The 12,729-nt window shown below is 56.0% G+C and carries 16 protein-coding genes; 6 read left to right on the plus strand and 10 right to left on the minus strand.

Features of this window, described 5'->3' with window-relative positions; genetic code table 11:
* Positions 1 to 206: 206 nt before the first annotated feature.
* From nrdF to DEO48_RS06735, 5 genes are all read right to left on the minus strand, one after another.
* Entirely contained in the window at positions 207 to 1,166 is a 960-nt protein-coding gene (gene nrdF / locus DEO48_RS06715) for a class 1b ribonucleoside-diphosphate reductase subunit beta (protein WP_109844704.1), read from the minus strand.
* Between the two features lie 9 nt (positions 1,167 to 1,175).
* On the minus strand, positions 1,176 to 3,320 hold the full coding sequence (nrdE, locus tag DEO48_RS06720) for a class 1b ribonucleoside-diphosphate reductase subunit alpha (RefSeq protein ID WP_109844705.1): 2,145 nt from the start codon (positions 3,318 to 3,320) through the stop codon (positions 1,176 to 1,178).
* Positions 3,293 to 3,703 carry a class Ib ribonucleoside-diphosphate reductase assembly flavoprotein NrdI gene (nrdI, locus tag DEO48_RS06725; protein ID WP_023308926.1) on the minus strand — a complete coding sequence of 137 codons (411 nt, stop codon included), beginning with the start codon at positions 3,701 to 3,703 and terminating at the stop codon, positions 3,293 to 3,295. Before nrdI ends, nrdE begins: the two co-directional genes overlap by 28 nt.
* Positions 3,700 to 3,939, minus strand: a complete 240-nt coding sequence (gene nrdH, locus DEO48_RS06730) for a glutaredoxin-like protein NrdH (RefSeq protein WP_023308925.1) — start codon at positions 3,937 to 3,939, stop codon at positions 3,700 to 3,702. The genes nrdI and nrdH overlap by 4 nt, the downstream gene beginning before the upstream one ends.
* A gap of 242 nt (positions 3,940 to 4,181) precedes the next feature.
* Positions 4,182 to 4,508 carry a DUF883 domain-containing protein gene (locus DEO48_RS06735; RefSeq protein ID WP_023308924.1) on the minus strand — a complete coding sequence of 109 codons (327 nt, stop codon included), beginning with the start codon at positions 4,506 to 4,508 and terminating at the stop codon, positions 4,182 to 4,184.
* 160 nt (positions 4,509 to 4,668) lie between these two features.
* Between DEO48_RS06735 and DEO48_RS06740 the strand changes: the two genes are divergently transcribed.
* Complete coding sequence (locus tag DEO48_RS06740; protein WP_023308923.1) at positions 4,669 to 5,013, plus strand: DUF2002 family protein; 345 nt, start codon at positions 4,669 to 4,671, stop codon at positions 5,011 to 5,013.
* Positions 5,014 to 5,045: 32 nt separating this feature from the next.
* Here the strand turns inward: DEO48_RS06740 and alaE are convergent, their stop codons facing one another.
* Positions 5,046 to 5,495 (minus strand): L-alanine exporter AlaE, encoded by a 450-nt coding sequence (gene alaE, locus DEO48_RS06745; protein ID WP_008502567.1) that lies wholly within the window; start codon positions 5,493 to 5,495, stop codon positions 5,046 to 5,048.
* 496 nt (positions 5,496 to 5,991) lie between these two features.
* On the opposite strand from alaE, the gene stpA reads away from it, so the two are divergent.
* Complete coding sequence (gene stpA, locus DEO48_RS06750) at positions 5,992 to 6,396, plus strand: DNA-binding protein StpA (RefSeq protein ID WP_032660403.1); 405 nt, start codon at positions 5,992 to 5,994, stop codon at positions 6,394 to 6,396.
* A gap of 38 nt (positions 6,397 to 6,434) precedes the next feature.
* On the opposite strand, the gene DEO48_RS06755 is transcribed toward stpA, so the two are convergent.
* The 3 genes from DEO48_RS06755 to DEO48_RS06765 form a co-directional block, all read right to left on the minus strand.
* Complete coding sequence (locus DEO48_RS06755; protein WP_109844706.1) at positions 6,435 to 6,614, minus strand: hypothetical protein; 180 nt, start codon at positions 6,612 to 6,614, stop codon at positions 6,435 to 6,437.
* Positions 6,615 to 6,693: 79 nt separating this feature from the next.
* On the minus strand, positions 6,694 to 7,215 hold the full coding sequence (locus tag DEO48_RS06760; RefSeq protein ID WP_109844707.1) for a rhodanese family protein: 522 nt from the start codon (positions 7,213 to 7,215) through the stop codon (positions 6,694 to 6,696).
* 9 nt (positions 7,216 to 7,224) lie between these two features.
* Positions 7,225 to 7,524, minus strand: coding sequence for a helix-turn-helix transcriptional regulator (locus DEO48_RS06765; RefSeq protein WP_023308918.1), 300 nt, complete (start codon positions 7,522 to 7,524; stop codon positions 7,225 to 7,227).
* A 179-nt stretch (positions 7,525 to 7,703) separates the two neighbouring features.
* On the opposite strand from DEO48_RS06765, the gene DEO48_RS06770 reads away from it, so the two are divergent.
* Positions 7,704 to 7,862, plus strand: coding sequence for a YqaE/Pmp3 family membrane protein (locus DEO48_RS06770; protein WP_023308917.1), 159 nt, complete (start codon positions 7,704 to 7,706; stop codon positions 7,860 to 7,862).
* Here DEO48_RS06770 and DEO48_RS06775 read toward each other — a convergent pair.
* Positions 7,859 to 8,788 (minus strand): LysR substrate-binding domain-containing protein, encoded by a 930-nt coding sequence (locus tag DEO48_RS06775; RefSeq protein ID WP_023308916.1) that lies wholly within the window; start codon positions 8,786 to 8,788, stop codon positions 7,859 to 7,861. The genes DEO48_RS06770 and DEO48_RS06775 overlap by 4 nt on opposite strands.
* Positions 8,789 to 9,108: 320 nt before the next feature.
* Here DEO48_RS06775 and DEO48_RS06780 point away from each other — a divergent pair, with 320 nt between their 5' ends.
* The 3 genes from DEO48_RS06780 to DEO48_RS06790 form a co-directional block, all read left to right on the plus strand.
* A complete protein-coding gene (locus DEO48_RS06780; protein ID WP_039263421.1) occupies positions 9,109 to 9,714 on the plus strand; it encodes an ankyrin repeat domain-containing protein in 606 nt (201 codons plus the stop codon).
* A gap of 106 nt (positions 9,715 to 9,820) precedes the next feature.
* The gene (gene fdrA / locus DEO48_RS06785) at positions 9,821 to 11,362 is read left to right on the plus strand and encodes an acyl-CoA synthetase FdrA (protein WP_109844708.1); all 1,542 of its coding nucleotides are present in this window, start codon (positions 9,821 to 9,823) and stop codon (positions 11,360 to 11,362) included.
* On the plus strand, positions 11,362 to 12,729 hold a 1,368-nt coding region (locus DEO48_RS06790), incomplete at its 3' end, for a DUF1116 domain-containing protein (RefSeq protein ID WP_181366976.1). The genes fdrA and DEO48_RS06790, both read left to right, overlap by 1 nt.

The raw sequence follows: 12,729 nt of genomic DNA on the forward strand, positions 1-12,729 counted from the left end.
ACGCAAGCGAAACGGCTGAATTTCCCATGAATAAAGGGCTGAGGGCGATTTGAATTTTTCTCAATTTTTTGCTGCTGCATCGTGAAATTTCGCCTGAACCGGAATGATTCAGGCGAATATGACGTGGAAATTACAGTGTAGTTGTTTTGTAAATATTAGAGTGGGAATTGTTGGGTTTATATTAAATTAACGAACGTTAGCGTTCATCAAAAATCCCAGTCTTCATCCTCGGTTTCCACCGCTTTGCCCATCACGTACGATGAGCCCGATCCCGAGAAGAAATCGTGGTTTTCGTCGGCATTGGGCGACAGCGCGGCCAGAATCGCCGGGTTCACCTCCGCCATCTCCGGCGGGAACAGCGCGTCGTAGCCCAGGTTCATCAGCGCCTTGTTGGCGTTGTAGCAGAGGAAGGCCTTCACGTCGTCCTCCCAGCCGGTTCCGGCGTAGAGTTCCTCCGTATAGCTCAGCTCGTTGTCGTACAGATCCATCAGCAAATCGAGCGCAAAGCCTTTAAGCTCCTCGCGCTTCGCCTCGCTGACTTTCTCCAGCCCTTTCTGGTACTTATAGCCGATGTAATACCCGTGCACCGCTTCATCACGAATGATGAGCCGAATCAAATCGGCGGTGTTGGTGAGCTTGCCCCGGCTAGACCAGTACATGGGCAGCCAGAAGCCGGAATAAAAGAGGAAAGATTCCAGGAACACGCTGGCGATCTTCTTCTTCAGCGGCTCGTCGGCGCGGTAATATTCCAGAACCAGCTTTGCCTTTCTCTGTAATGACTCGCTCTCTTCACTCCAGGCGTAGGCTGCGTCCACGTCTTTGGTCTGGCACAGGGTCGAGAAAATCGAGCTGTAGGAGCGGGCATGCACCGCCTCCATAAAGCTGATGTTCGACATCACCGCCTCTTCGTGCGGCGTCAGCGCGTCGCTCATCAGAGCCGGTGCACCGACGGTATTCTGAATGGTGTCCAGCAGCGTCAGGCCGGTAAAGACGCGGATCGTCAGCTGCTGTTCGGCGTGGCCGAGCGTTTGCCAGGCCGGAATATCGTTGGAGAGCGGAACCTTTTCCGGCAGCCAGAAGTTGCTGGTCAGGCGGTTCCACACCTCCAGGTCTTTATCGTCCTGAATCTTGTTCCAGTTAACGGCACTCACGCGTGACAGTTTCATCCTTTCTCCTTACAGCGCGCAGGACACGCAGCCTTCGATTTCGGTGCCTTCCAGCGCAAGCTGGCGCAGGCGAATGTAGTAGAGCGTTTTGATGCCTTTCTTCCAGGCGTAGATTTGCGCTCTGTTGATATCCCGCGTGGTGGCGGTGTCCGGGAAGAACAGCGTCAGCGACAGCCCCTGATCCACATGTTTTGTTGCCTCCGCGTAGGTATCGATGATTTTCTCCGGGCCGATCTCATACGCGTCCTGATACAGCGCCAGGTTCTCATTGGTCATAAACGGGGCAGGGTAGTAGACGCGACCGGTTTTACCTTCTTTGCGAATTTCAATTTTCGACACGATCGGGTGAATGCTCGACGTGGCGTGGTTGATGTAGGAAATCGATCCGGTCGGCGGCACCGCCTGCAGGTTCTGGTTATAGATACCATGGCGCATCACGTCGTCACGCAGCTGCTGCCACATCTCGCGCGTCGGCAGGGTAATCCCCGCGCGGGCAAACAGTTCGCGTACTTTTTCGGTTTTCGGCTGCCAGTCGCCTTCAAGATACTGGCTGAAATATTCCCCGCTGGCGTAACGGGACTGTTCAAAGCCTGCGAATCGCTGGCTGCGTTCGCGCGCCAGCATCATCGAGGTGTGCAGCGCGTGCCAGGTAATGGTGTAGAAATAGAGGTTGGTGAAATCCAGCCCTTCCGGACTGCCGTAGGCGATGCCTTCGCGCGCCAGATAGCCGTGCAGGTTCATCTGCCCCAGACCGATGGCGTGCGACGCGGCGTTGCCCGCTTCAATAGACGGTACGCTGCGGATGTGGCTCATGTCCGACACCGCCGTCAGCCCGCGGATGGCGGTCTCCACCGTGCGGCCAAAGTCGGGGGAATCCATGGTGTGGGCAATATTCAGCGACCCGAGGTTGCAGGAGATATCCTTGCCGATGTCCGCGTAGTCCAGGTTTTCGTCGTAGGCTGACGCGCTGTTGACCTGCAAAATCTCCGAGCACAGGTTGCTCATGTTGATGCGCCCGGCAATCGGGTTTGCGCGGTTCACCGTGTCCTCGTACATGATGTACGGATAGCCGGACTCAAACTGGATCTCCGCAAGCGTCTGGAAGAAATCGCGGGCATTGATGGTTTTTTTGCGGATGCGATCGTCGACCAGCAGCTCGTCGTACAGCTCGCTGATGGCCACGTCGCCAAAGGCTTTGCCGTAGATTCGCTCAACGTCATACGGCGAGAAAAGCGCCATCTCGGCATTCTCTTTGGCGAGCTTAAAAGTGATATCCGGGATCACCACGCCGAGCGACAGCGTTTTGATGCGGATTTTTTCGTCGGCGTTTTCGCGCTTGGTATCGAGAAAGCGCAGAATATCCGGGTGGTGCGCGTGCAGGTAAACCGCCCCCGCGCCCTGGCGTGCGCCAAGCTGGTTGGCATAGGAGAAGGCATCTTCCAGCATCTTCATCACCGGGATCACGCCGGAGGACTGGTTTTCGATGCGCTTGATCGGCGCCCCCGCTTCACGCAGGTTCGAGAGCAGAAACGCCACGCCGCCGCCGCGTTTGGAAAGCTGCAGCGCCGAGTTCACCGCGCGGCCAATCGACTCCATATTGTCTTCGATACGCAGCAGGAAGCAGGAGACCAGCTCGCCGCGCTGGGCTTTGCCGCAGTTGAGGAAGGTCGGCGTGGCGGGCTGGAAGCGTCCGGAGAGGATCTCGTCGGCGAGCTGCTCCGCCAGCGCTTCATCACCCTGCGCCAGCGTCAGCGCCACCATCACCACGCGATCTTCAAAGCTCTCTAAGTAGCGCTTGCCGTCAAAGGTCTTCAGCGTGTAGCTGGTGTAATACTTCCACGCGCCGAGGAAGGTCTGGAAACGAAAGCCGCTGGCGTGGGCGCGTTCAAACAGCGTCACCACAAAGGCGCGGTCGTAGCGGGTCAGCACGCGTTCTTCGTAGTAGCCTTCTTTAACCAGATAGTCGAGACGTTCATTCTGGCTCGCGAACGTCACACTGTTGGGCCGCACGTGGGCGGCAAAAAAGGCGTCCACCGCCTCACGATCTTTATCGAACTGGATGCGCCCCTCCCGATCGTAGAGGTTAAGCATGGCGTTTAATGCGTGGTAATCCGGCGTCGCCTGCATTACCCGTTCTGCGGTTGTCGTTGCCAAAATTCGTTCACTCCTTTACGCACATTTTCGACGTCCTGCTGCGTCCCCATCAGTTCAAAGCGATAGAGATACGGCACGCCGCATTTTTGAGAAATGACATCCCCGGCGCGGCCGAAGGCATCGCCGAAATTGCGATTCCCCGCCGCGATCACTCCGCGAATCAGCCCGCGGTTGTGAGGATCGTTTAGAAAGCGGATCACCTGGCGAGGCACGGCTCCTGCCGTGCCGCCGCCGCCATAGCTGGGCACCACCAGTATGTAAGGTTCATCTACCCGGATCCGCTCCCGCTCGTTCAGCGGAATGCGCACCGCAGGCAGCCCGACGCGCTCAATAAAGCGGAGCGTGTTTTCCGAGCTGCTGGAGAAGTAGACCAGCCCGCTCATGCACGTGTGGCCTGAGCGCTCAGGCGGTTAATCATGTCCGGGCGGAAGCCGGACCAGCTTGTCTCCCCGGCGACCACCACCGGAAGCTGACGAAAACCCTGCTTGCGCAGGGTATCTGCGGCCTCGGGGACCTGGTCAACATTCACCATTTCAAACGCCACGCCGCGGCTTTCCATTGCCCGTTTTGTCGCGTGGCACTGAACACAATCGTTACGAGTGTAAATAATAATGCTCATGATTCGTATTTCCATTTAAAATGAGGGTGCGGCGCGAATCATCGCGTCGGGTTGTATGTATCTTGCTAAAAGGAATACTAGATGTAGTTATCTTAAGTTTCAACCATACAAGATATGGGAAATTTAGATTAATATCGCCCCTGTGATGAGCACAGCGGGGCAGGGCAGGCTGTTCGGGTTTTTCAGGCTAACGGGCATAAAAAGCCCCGGCGCCTGAGGCTACCGGGGCAGAATACGCGGGGTTATTTACGCAGGCTGAGCAGGGCACCGACGAAGATGCCGACCGCTGCGACGGTTCCCAGAGTACATAGCGGTTTTTCACGCACGAAGGTCGTAGCACAGCTTGCCATATCGCAGGCAGCCTGCGTGGCGCGTGAACGTCCGTTCATACGGGCGCGAGTTTCACGGAGCAGAGACTGAGCCTTACGCTTTGCGGCATCCGCTTCGTCCTTCGCGTCACTTCCCCAGGACTTCAGCACCTCTTCCAGCGTGTCCGCTAATTGGCTGACATCATTACGAATATCCTGAGCGTCGTCATTAATATCGTTTCGGTTCGGTCTGTTAAACATACGATCCTCCGTAATTTTGTGTTCCCGTTCAGTTTAGTTCAGAAATTTAATATCTGAAGCGCATCACGCGTTATCGGGCAGTTTATGGACTATTCTGAAAGCCCTGCTATTGCTGAATACTGTAAGGTTGCCGGGCAGGAAAAGATAACGAGGAAAAGATATGTATTTACGACCTGACGAGGTGGCACGCGTTCTTGAAAAAGAGGGATTCACCATGGATGAGGTGACGCCAAAAGCGTATGGATATCGCCGCGGCGAGAATTATGTTTATGTTAATCGCGAAGCAAGAATGGGACGTACCGCTCTCATTATTCACCCGACGCTGAAAGACAGAAGTTTGTCATTTGCTGAGCCTGCCTCGGATATTAAAACCTGCGATCATTATCAGCAATTTCCGCTCTATTTAGGCGGTGAACGGCATGAGCATTATGGTATTCCGCACGGTTTCAGTTCGCGTATGGCGCTGGAGCGATTTTTGAAGGGACTGTTTGGCGACGTACAGTGAATCCGCGACTGGCGTGCGCCAGTCGCTTCACATCACGCTTTTGCCTGGCTGTACTGGCTGACCTTAAACAGGCGGCGGCAGTAGTCGAGGAAATAGCCGTAAACGGCTCCCATCAACATCGAAATAACAATATTCGAACTCACCGCCGCAGCGATCTGGTGCCAGTCTGCACCGACTGTCAGGAGAATGGCTACGTAAACCGGCGACTGGAACGTCACATACGCCAGAACGTCCGCCAGGTTTTTCACCCAGCCTGCTGGGCTGATACGACGCGCGAAACGCATTACCGCATCGCGGTATAAACCGTAAGGCCATGCAATAATAATATTGACCGGGATCGCCACCAGACGAGAAGAAAGCGACTGCTCGAAGGACATTCCGGAGAGGAATATTTCGATCAGCATGTTCACGACGGAACAGTAAACAACCATCGCGAAAGTATCCGCCACCGCGTGGCGCAGGCGAGATTGCGGCGAGAACATGTCTGAGCTCCTTGAGAAGAACACAAAAGAAACGATTTTCCTTCAGCGGTTAGTGCTTTAGGTTGGTTTGTTTGACGTGTATAGCGTATATCTCTGAGTTTGAACTAACAACTAGTGATTAATTTTTATTTAATCGCCTTTTGTCCACAAAATTCTCTAAAGTTGTTCGTTTTTTGTTCCGATCGTTATAATCTGTCTTTTTTGATGATTTTCGCATTAAAATCAATGAGTTGATTTCGTTAGTGGCGAAAGTAAGGAATCCTCCACCTGAAGCGGCGCAGTATGCTGTAATTTGGATTAAAGTTGGCCATTTATATTAATGGAGTGATTAGATTCATCGGTGTCCTGTCAGCACCTTGCGCTATTATTAATAGTGAGTTCTAGATATATTTACACTGATGCCCGTACGGAACCTTGGGTAGATATTTCAACTCAAATGAATTATTCTGTCGGCGATTTATCTATTTACCCCCCAAAGAAAAGGTTTCCAAATAATATGTCTTTGACGTTACAGAATCTTAATAATATCCGAACCCTGCGCGCCATGGCGCGTGAATTATCCCTGGACGTTCTTGAGGAAATGCTGGAAAAGGTCAGGGTCGTTACTGAAGAGAAACGCAGCGAGCTGACGGAATTAGAGCAGCAGCGTGCTGAGCAGCAGGAAAAAATTAATGCCCTGCTGGAGCTGATGAAAGCTGATGGTATTTCACCGACTGACCTGCTGGGTTCTGAACTGGCGCAGACGGGTAAGCCAGCGAAAAAGCGTAAGCCGCGTGAAGCAAAATATCGCTTTATTGACCAGAACGGCGAAGAGAAAACGTGGACCGGCCAGGGCCGCACGCCGAAGCCTATCGCCAGCGCGTTGGCAGACGGTAAATCACTGGATGATTTTCTGATCTGACGAATGAGCCGGGCGGAACACGCCGCCCGGCTGACTGTTCAGCAGACGCCGAAATCGCCTTCTTCGGTATAAGGCGCTACATCGGCGGCTTTCAGCGTATATTTCTCGCCTTGCTCATTGCTGGCCTGAACCGCCACAATGCTGTCATCGTTCACTTCGAGCACTTTCAGTTTCGGGCCGCCTTTACGCGGTTGCACATAATCACCGACAGAAAACATATTACCTCCTCATCGTTTTAGCGATCTTCACCTTAGCCCACGCATGACGCCGGGTACAGCGTATTTCACCGATTACTGCTTATGAGGTACGCCGGTTCCAGGGCATCACCTTGAGCAGTCGCGCCATGCCGCAAAAGCCCGTCACACCGGCGAACAGCAGCCCGGCTCCGACAAAACCGCTGAGCATGAAAAAGCCGCTGGAGACGCTATAGCCCAGCACCACGCCGCAGAGTATCAACAGCCCGGCGGCAATTTGCACCTGACGCATCAGCGGCAGCGGCTGGGATTTGTCTTCGACGGTCGGCAGTCCGGCCTGCTTCCAGCCCTGAATGCCCCCCTCGACCACAAATGCCTCTGCTGGCGCGGCGGCCTGAGCAAGGCGGTCGGCATTCCCCGACGTCCGGGCGCCGGACTGGCAGTGAAAAATCACCGTATCGCCCGCCTGCGCGTTAAGTACGCCGGGTAAGGTATCCAGCGGCACGGACCGCGCGGCGGGAATATGCTCGCGGGCGTACTCGTCGGCATCACGTATATCAATCAGTTTTGCGCCTTCAGCGACGCGGGCATTGGCCTGGCGCGGTGAAAGAAGAGGAAGTGACATGGCGACTCCTTACGGGCAATAAAGGGTTTTCAGGGTGCTGATAAGCTGATGTACCGCATTGTTTTTAATGGAATAGAGAATGCGCTGCGCGTCGCGAGTGCTGTCGATAAGCCCTTCCTCACGCATGCGCGCCAGATGCTGCGACGTGGCGGAAGGACTTAGCCCCGTGGCTCGCGCAAGCTCCCCCGCGCTGGTGCCGGGCGCTCCGCACAGGGTGCAGAGGATCAGCAGCCGACGGGGGTTGCTCATCGCTTTTAAGAGTGTGGCGGCCTGCCCGGCGCTGGCCTGAAGCTGTTCGAGTTCTGTCATAATAGTTTAGCGTTTACTTAATTAAGTAAATGCTAAACTAATCCGATGCATTAAACCAGCGTCAAAAGCGTAAAAGAGGGTAAACGCGAGACCCGGGACTGGTACAGACGAATAAACTGGCTATGCTTACAGCGTTCTCTTTATTATTTTCAATGGATTAGACTGAACGGAGTGTTTATATGGGATTTTGGCGTATTGTTTTTACGATCCTCATACCGCCGCTGGGCGTGCTGTTGGGTAAAGGGTTTGGCTGGGCGTTTATTATCAACATTCTTCTGACGCTGCTGGGCTACTTCCCCGGCCTCATTCATGCGTTTTGGGTACAGAGCAAAAGCTAGGCGCGCCACAGTAAATCGCTATAGATATCGGTCAGTACCCCCGCTGGACCAAACTGCTGCTTGATCCACCGCGTGACCTGGCCAGTTGCGGCATGCTGCGTGGCGAGCAGCATGCGCGAATCCTGACGCGGGTTATTGATTCGTCGGGTGACCAGCAGCCCCGCGTCTACCGCTTCGCGGGCCATGTATTCCGGCAAAAAGCCAATCCCTTCGCCCAGGATCTGACACTGACATTTGGTGTTAAAGTCCGGGACCAGAATCGCCTCCTGCCCGTGCAGCAGCCAGCCGACCTTTTTGTTAATGGTGTGCGCGGTATCTTCCACCATGATGTTGGGATACAGGCGCAGCTGGCTTTCCGCTATTGGCTCCGGGGTGAACGCCAGCGGGTGTTCCGGCGCGATGGCAAACACCCAGCGAATGGCGCCGATCTCGGTGTAATCAATCCCGCCGCCGTCCAGCAGCGTGTCCGGCGCGCCAATCGCGATGTTGGCCTGGTTGTTGATGATCGAATCCCAGACGCCGTTGTAGACCTCGGTGGTCACGGTGATCTGACAGGTGGGAAACTGCTTTTTCAGCACCTGCAGCAGCCGCGCCGTGTGGCGCGGCGTGTATAAAAGCTGGTTAATACAGATGCGCACCCGCGCCTCAATGCCCTGAGAAATGGTGTCAATCCCGCGCTTGATGGCGTGAAAGTCGTTAAGCAGGTCGGTGGCCTTACGGTAAAAGTAAAAACCGGACTCGGTCAGCTCGATGCTGCGCGTGCTGCGGACAAACAGCACCACGTCCAGCCCGGTCTCCATGCGCTTAATTGTGTAACTGATGGCAGAGGTCGTCACGCCCAGTTCGGCGGCGGCTTTGCTGAAGCTGCCGAAGCGTGCGGCGGTAGTAAAGGCCAGCAGGTTTTCCTCGGTAAAGATGGAATTCATATCTCACTTCCTTCAGCCATCAGTTTTGAACATATTTTAACAGCGTCGTTACAACGCATTTGAAGCCGATCACAGTTCTGACTCTTTGTCGAAGGCCGCATGCGGTAAGGCTTCGTCAGGTATAAGCATAATGCAGCCAGAAGCGCTAAAAAGCGGGGAAACATAAGAAAAAGGTTGCACAGACGCACGTTTTGACCGGTTTGTTGAATTTACCTCAACAATGAATTGACTGTCGATGAATCATTTTTAAGCGGATTCTTTTATCACCAGGCTGTTGCTATTCTCAGGTCAACAGAAATAAAAACATCGGGAGTCTGAATATGTCTGCGAACGAACTCGTTACTGAATTTCTGCTGGCGGCAGAAGAGGGCAATAGCGATGCGCTAAAAGCCTGTCTGGAAAAAGGCGTGGATATTAACGCCACCAATCGTCAGAAAAGAACTGCCGTTATTATTGCCAGCCTGAAAAAGCATTATGACTGCGTGGCGTTATTAATTGCCGCCGGGGCGGATATTGATAAACAGGATCAGACCTGCTTTAACCCCTTCCTCATTAGCTGCCTGACCAACGATATCACCCTGCTGCGCCTTGTCCTTCCGGCAAATCCGGATCTCGATCGCCTGACGCGCTTTGGCGGCGTCGGCATTACGCCAGCCAGTGAAAAAGGGCACGTGGAGATCGTTCGCGAGCTGCTGGAGAAAACGGATATCAACGTCAACCACACTAACTTTGTCGGCTGGACGCCGCTGCTGGAAGCGATCGTGCTCAACGACGGCGGCGCTAAGCAGCAGGAGATCGTGAAGCTGCTGTTGGATCACGGCGCGAACCCGCACATGACCGATAAATACGGTAAAACCCCGCTCGAACTGGCGCGGGAAAAAGGCTTCGATGCAATAGCTGACCTGCTGCTGGCGGCGGGCGCATAACGCATTCGGCCAGCCTTTTCCGGCTGGCCGCAAATTAAAACGCATTTTTACCGACGTGCATTTTGCACGACGGCGGCCCCCTTTTATCCGCGTTCAGGAGAAAATAATGCCCACAAAAATCGTCATAAAAAAGAACACATATTTTGACTCCGTCTCATTAATGTCCGTTTCCACCAAAGCCAATAAATTACCGGGCGTTGAGCAGGCGTTTGTCGCGATGGCGACGGAAATGAACAAAGGCGTATTAAAAAACCTCGGGCTATTAACGCCGGAATTAGCGGAAGCCAAAAACGGCGACCTGATGATCGTAATTAAAGGCGACGCGGCGAATGATGAAACGCTGGCGGCCATCGAAGCGCTGTTCACGCGTAAAGAGAGCGGCGGCACCCATGAAGCGCGCTACGCCACGATTGCCAGCGCCAAAACCCATCGCCCGGAGAGCAACCTCGCCGTGATTTCCGTCAACGGCACCTTCGCCGCCCGCGAAGCACGCCAGGCGCTGGAAAACGATCTTAACGTGATGCTGTTTTCCGATAACGTGTCGCTCGACGACGAGCTGGCGCTGAAGCAGCTGGCGCATAAGAAAGGGCTGCTGATGATGGGGCCGGACTGCGGCACCGCCATTATCAACGGCGCGGGACTGTGCTTTGCCAACGCGGTGCGCCGCGGACCGATTGGCATCGTCGGCGCCTCCGGCACCGGCAGCCAGGAGCTGAGCGTGCGCATTCACGAATTCGGCGGCGGCGTGTCGCAGCTGATCGGCACCGGCGGGCGCGATCTCAGCGAGAAAATCGGCGGCCTGATGATGCTCGACGCCATCGACATGCTGGAAGCGGACGACGCGACCCAGGTTATTGCGCTGATCTCCAAGCCGCCGGCTCCTGCGGTGGCAGAAAAGGTGCTGGCCCGAGCCAGAGCCTGCCGCAAGCCGGTGGTTATCTGCTTCCTCGGCCGCAGCGAACCGCCCGCCGATGACGACGGCCTGCAGTTTGCGCGCGGCACCAAAGAGGCGGCCCTGAAGGCGGTCCTGCTCACCGGCATCAATAAAGAGTCCCTCGATCTGCACCCGCTCAACTGGCCATTAATTGAAGAGGTGCGTGCCCGCCTGACCCCGCAGCAGAAGTACATTCGCGGCCTGTTCTGCGGCGGAACCCTGTGCGACGAGGCGATGTTCGCGGCGCTTGCGAAATTCGACGACGTTTACAGCAACATTCAGCCCGATCCGGCTAAGCGTCTGGGCGACGTCAATGTCAGTAAAGCCCACACCTTCCTCGACTTTGGCGACGATGACTTCACCAACGGCAAGCCGCACCCGATGATCGACCCGACCAACCGCATCAGCCGCCTGCTGCAGGAGGCGCGCGATCCGGAGGTGGGCGTCATCGTGATGGACTTCGTGCTGGGCTTCGGTGCGCACGAGGATCCGGTCGGCGTGATGATCGACGCTATCAAAGAGGCGCAGGCGATCGCGAAGGCCGAAAACCGTCCGCTGGAGATCCTCGGCTACGTGCTCGGCACCGATCAGGATCCGCAGTCGCTGGCGCAGCAGTGCCAGCAGTTGACCGACGCAGGCGTCATCTGGGCCAGCAGCAGCACCAACACCGGATTACTGGCACGCGAATTTGTCTGCAAAGGGGAGAAAGCATAATGACGACCTTATTCAACCAGCCGCTGAACGTGATTAACGTCGGCATTGCGATGTTCAGCGACGATCTTAAAAAACAGCACGTTCCCGTGACCCAGCTTGACTGGACGCCGCCGGGGCGGGGCAATATGCAGGTCGTTGAAGCGCTCGACCAGCTGGCGGAAAAACCGCTGGCGGAGAAAATCGCCGCCGCTAACCACATCGCCCTTGAGCGCATTATTCAGTCCCATCCGGTGCTGGTGGGCTATGACCAGGCTATTAACGTGGTGCCGGGCATGACCCGCACCACCATTCTGCACGCCGGTCCGCCTGTCGACTGGGAGAACATGTGCGGGGCGATGAAGGGGGCGGTCACCGGGGCGCTGGTGTTTGAAGGGCTGGCGAAAGATCTGGACGACGCGGCAAGGCTAGCTGCCTCCGGAGATATTACCTTCTCGCCGTGCCACGAGCACGACTGCGTGGGCTCGATGGCGGGCGTCACCTCCGCGTCGATGTTTATGCACATCGTTGAAAACAAAACCTACGGCAACCGCGCGTTCACCAACCTCAGCGAGCAGATGGCGAAGATCCTGCGCATGGGCGCTAACGACCAGAGCGTCATCGACCGCCTGATCTGGATGCGCGACGTGCTCGGCCCGATGCTGAGCGACGCGATGAAGATCGTCGGCGAAATCGACCTGCGCCTGATGCTGGCCCAGGCGCTGCACATGGGCGACGAGTGCCACAACCGCAACAACGCGGGCACCACGCTTCTTATTCAGGCGCTGACGCCGGGGCTGATTCAGGCGGGCTATCCGGTGGCGCAGCAGCGCGAGGTGTTCGAGTTTGTCGCCAGCAGCGACTACTTCTCCGGCCCGACGTGGATGGCGATGTGTAAGGCCGCGCTGGACGCCGCGCACGGCATTGAGTACAGCACCGTCGTCACCACCATGGCGCGTAACGGCTACGAGTTTGGCCTGCGCGTTTCCGGCCTGCCGGGGCAGTGGTTCACCGGCCCGGCGCAGCAGGTAATCGGCCCGATGTTCGCGGGCTATAAGCCGGAAGACTCCGGGCTGGACATCGGCGACAGCGCCATCACCGAAACCTACGGCATCGGCGGCTTTGCGATGGCGACGGCCCCGGCGATTGTCGCCCTGGTGGGCGGCACGGTGGATGAAGCCATCGACTTCTCGCGCCAGATGCGCGAAATCACCCTCGGCGAAAACCCGAACGTCACCATTCCGCTGCTCTCGTTTATGGGTATCCCGACCGCGATCGATATCACCAAAGTCGCCGGCAGCGGCATTCTGCCTGTGATTAACACCGCCATTGCCCATAAAGACGCGGGCATCGGCATGATTGGGGCGGGCATCGTTCACCCCCCGTTTAGC

It is taken from the genome of Enterobacter sp. CGMCC 5087 (genome assembly GCF_003144775.1).
Lineage (GTDB): Bacteria > Pseudomonadota > Gammaproteobacteria > Enterobacterales > Enterobacteriaceae > Enterobacter > Enterobacter cloacae_M.

Bases quoted from the DNA above. Each gene is read 5' to 3' on its own strand.
- nrdF (WP_109844704.1), bottom strand. From the start codon at position 1,166: ATGAAACTGTCACGCGTGAGTGCCGTTAACTGGAACAAGATTCAGGAC.
- nrdI (WP_023308926.1), bottom strand. From the start codon at position 3,703: ATGAGCGGGCTGGTCTACTTCTCCAGCAGCTCGGAAAACACGCTCCGC.
- nrdH (WP_023308925.1), bottom strand. From the start codon at position 3,939: ATGAGCATTATTATTTACACTCGTAACGATTGTGTTCAGTGCCACGCG.
- DEO48_RS06735 (WP_023308924.1), bottom strand. From the start codon at position 4,508: ATGTTTAACAGACCGAACCGAAACGATATTAATGACGACGCTCAGGAT.
- DEO48_RS06740 (WP_023308923.1), top strand. From the start codon at position 4,669: ATGTATTTACGACCTGACGAGGTGGCACGCGTTCTTGAAAAAGAGGGA.
- alaE (WP_008502567.1), bottom strand. From the start codon at position 5,495: ATGTTCTCGCCGCAATCTCGCCTGCGCCACGCGGTGGCGGATACTTTC.
- stpA (WP_032660403.1), top strand. From the start codon at position 5,992: ATGTCTTTGACGTTACAGAATCTTAATAATATCCGAACCCTGCGCGCC.
- DEO48_RS06755 (WP_109844706.1), bottom strand. From the start codon at position 6,614: ATGTTTTCTGTCGGTGATTATGTGCAACCGCGTAAAGGCGGCCCGAAA.
- DEO48_RS06760 (WP_109844707.1), bottom strand. From the start codon at position 7,215: ATGTCACTTCCTCTTCTTTCACCGCGCCAGGCCAATGCCCGCGTCGCT.
- DEO48_RS06765 (WP_023308918.1), bottom strand. From the start codon at position 7,524: ATGACAGAACTCGAACAGCTTCAGGCCAGCGCCGGGCAGGCCGCCACA.
- DEO48_RS06770 (WP_023308917.1), top strand. From the start codon at position 7,704: ATGGGATTTTGGCGTATTGTTTTTACGATCCTCATACCGCCGCTGGGC.
- DEO48_RS06775 (WP_023308916.1), bottom strand. From the start codon at position 8,788: ATGAATTCCATCTTTACCGAGGAAAACCTGCTGGCCTTTACTACCGCC.
- DEO48_RS06780 (WP_039263421.1), top strand. From the start codon at position 9,109: ATGTCTGCGAACGAACTCGTTACTGAATTTCTGCTGGCGGCAGAAGAG.
- fdrA (WP_109844708.1), top strand. From the start codon at position 9,821: ATGCCCACAAAAATCGTCATAAAAAAGAACACATATTTTGACTCCGTC.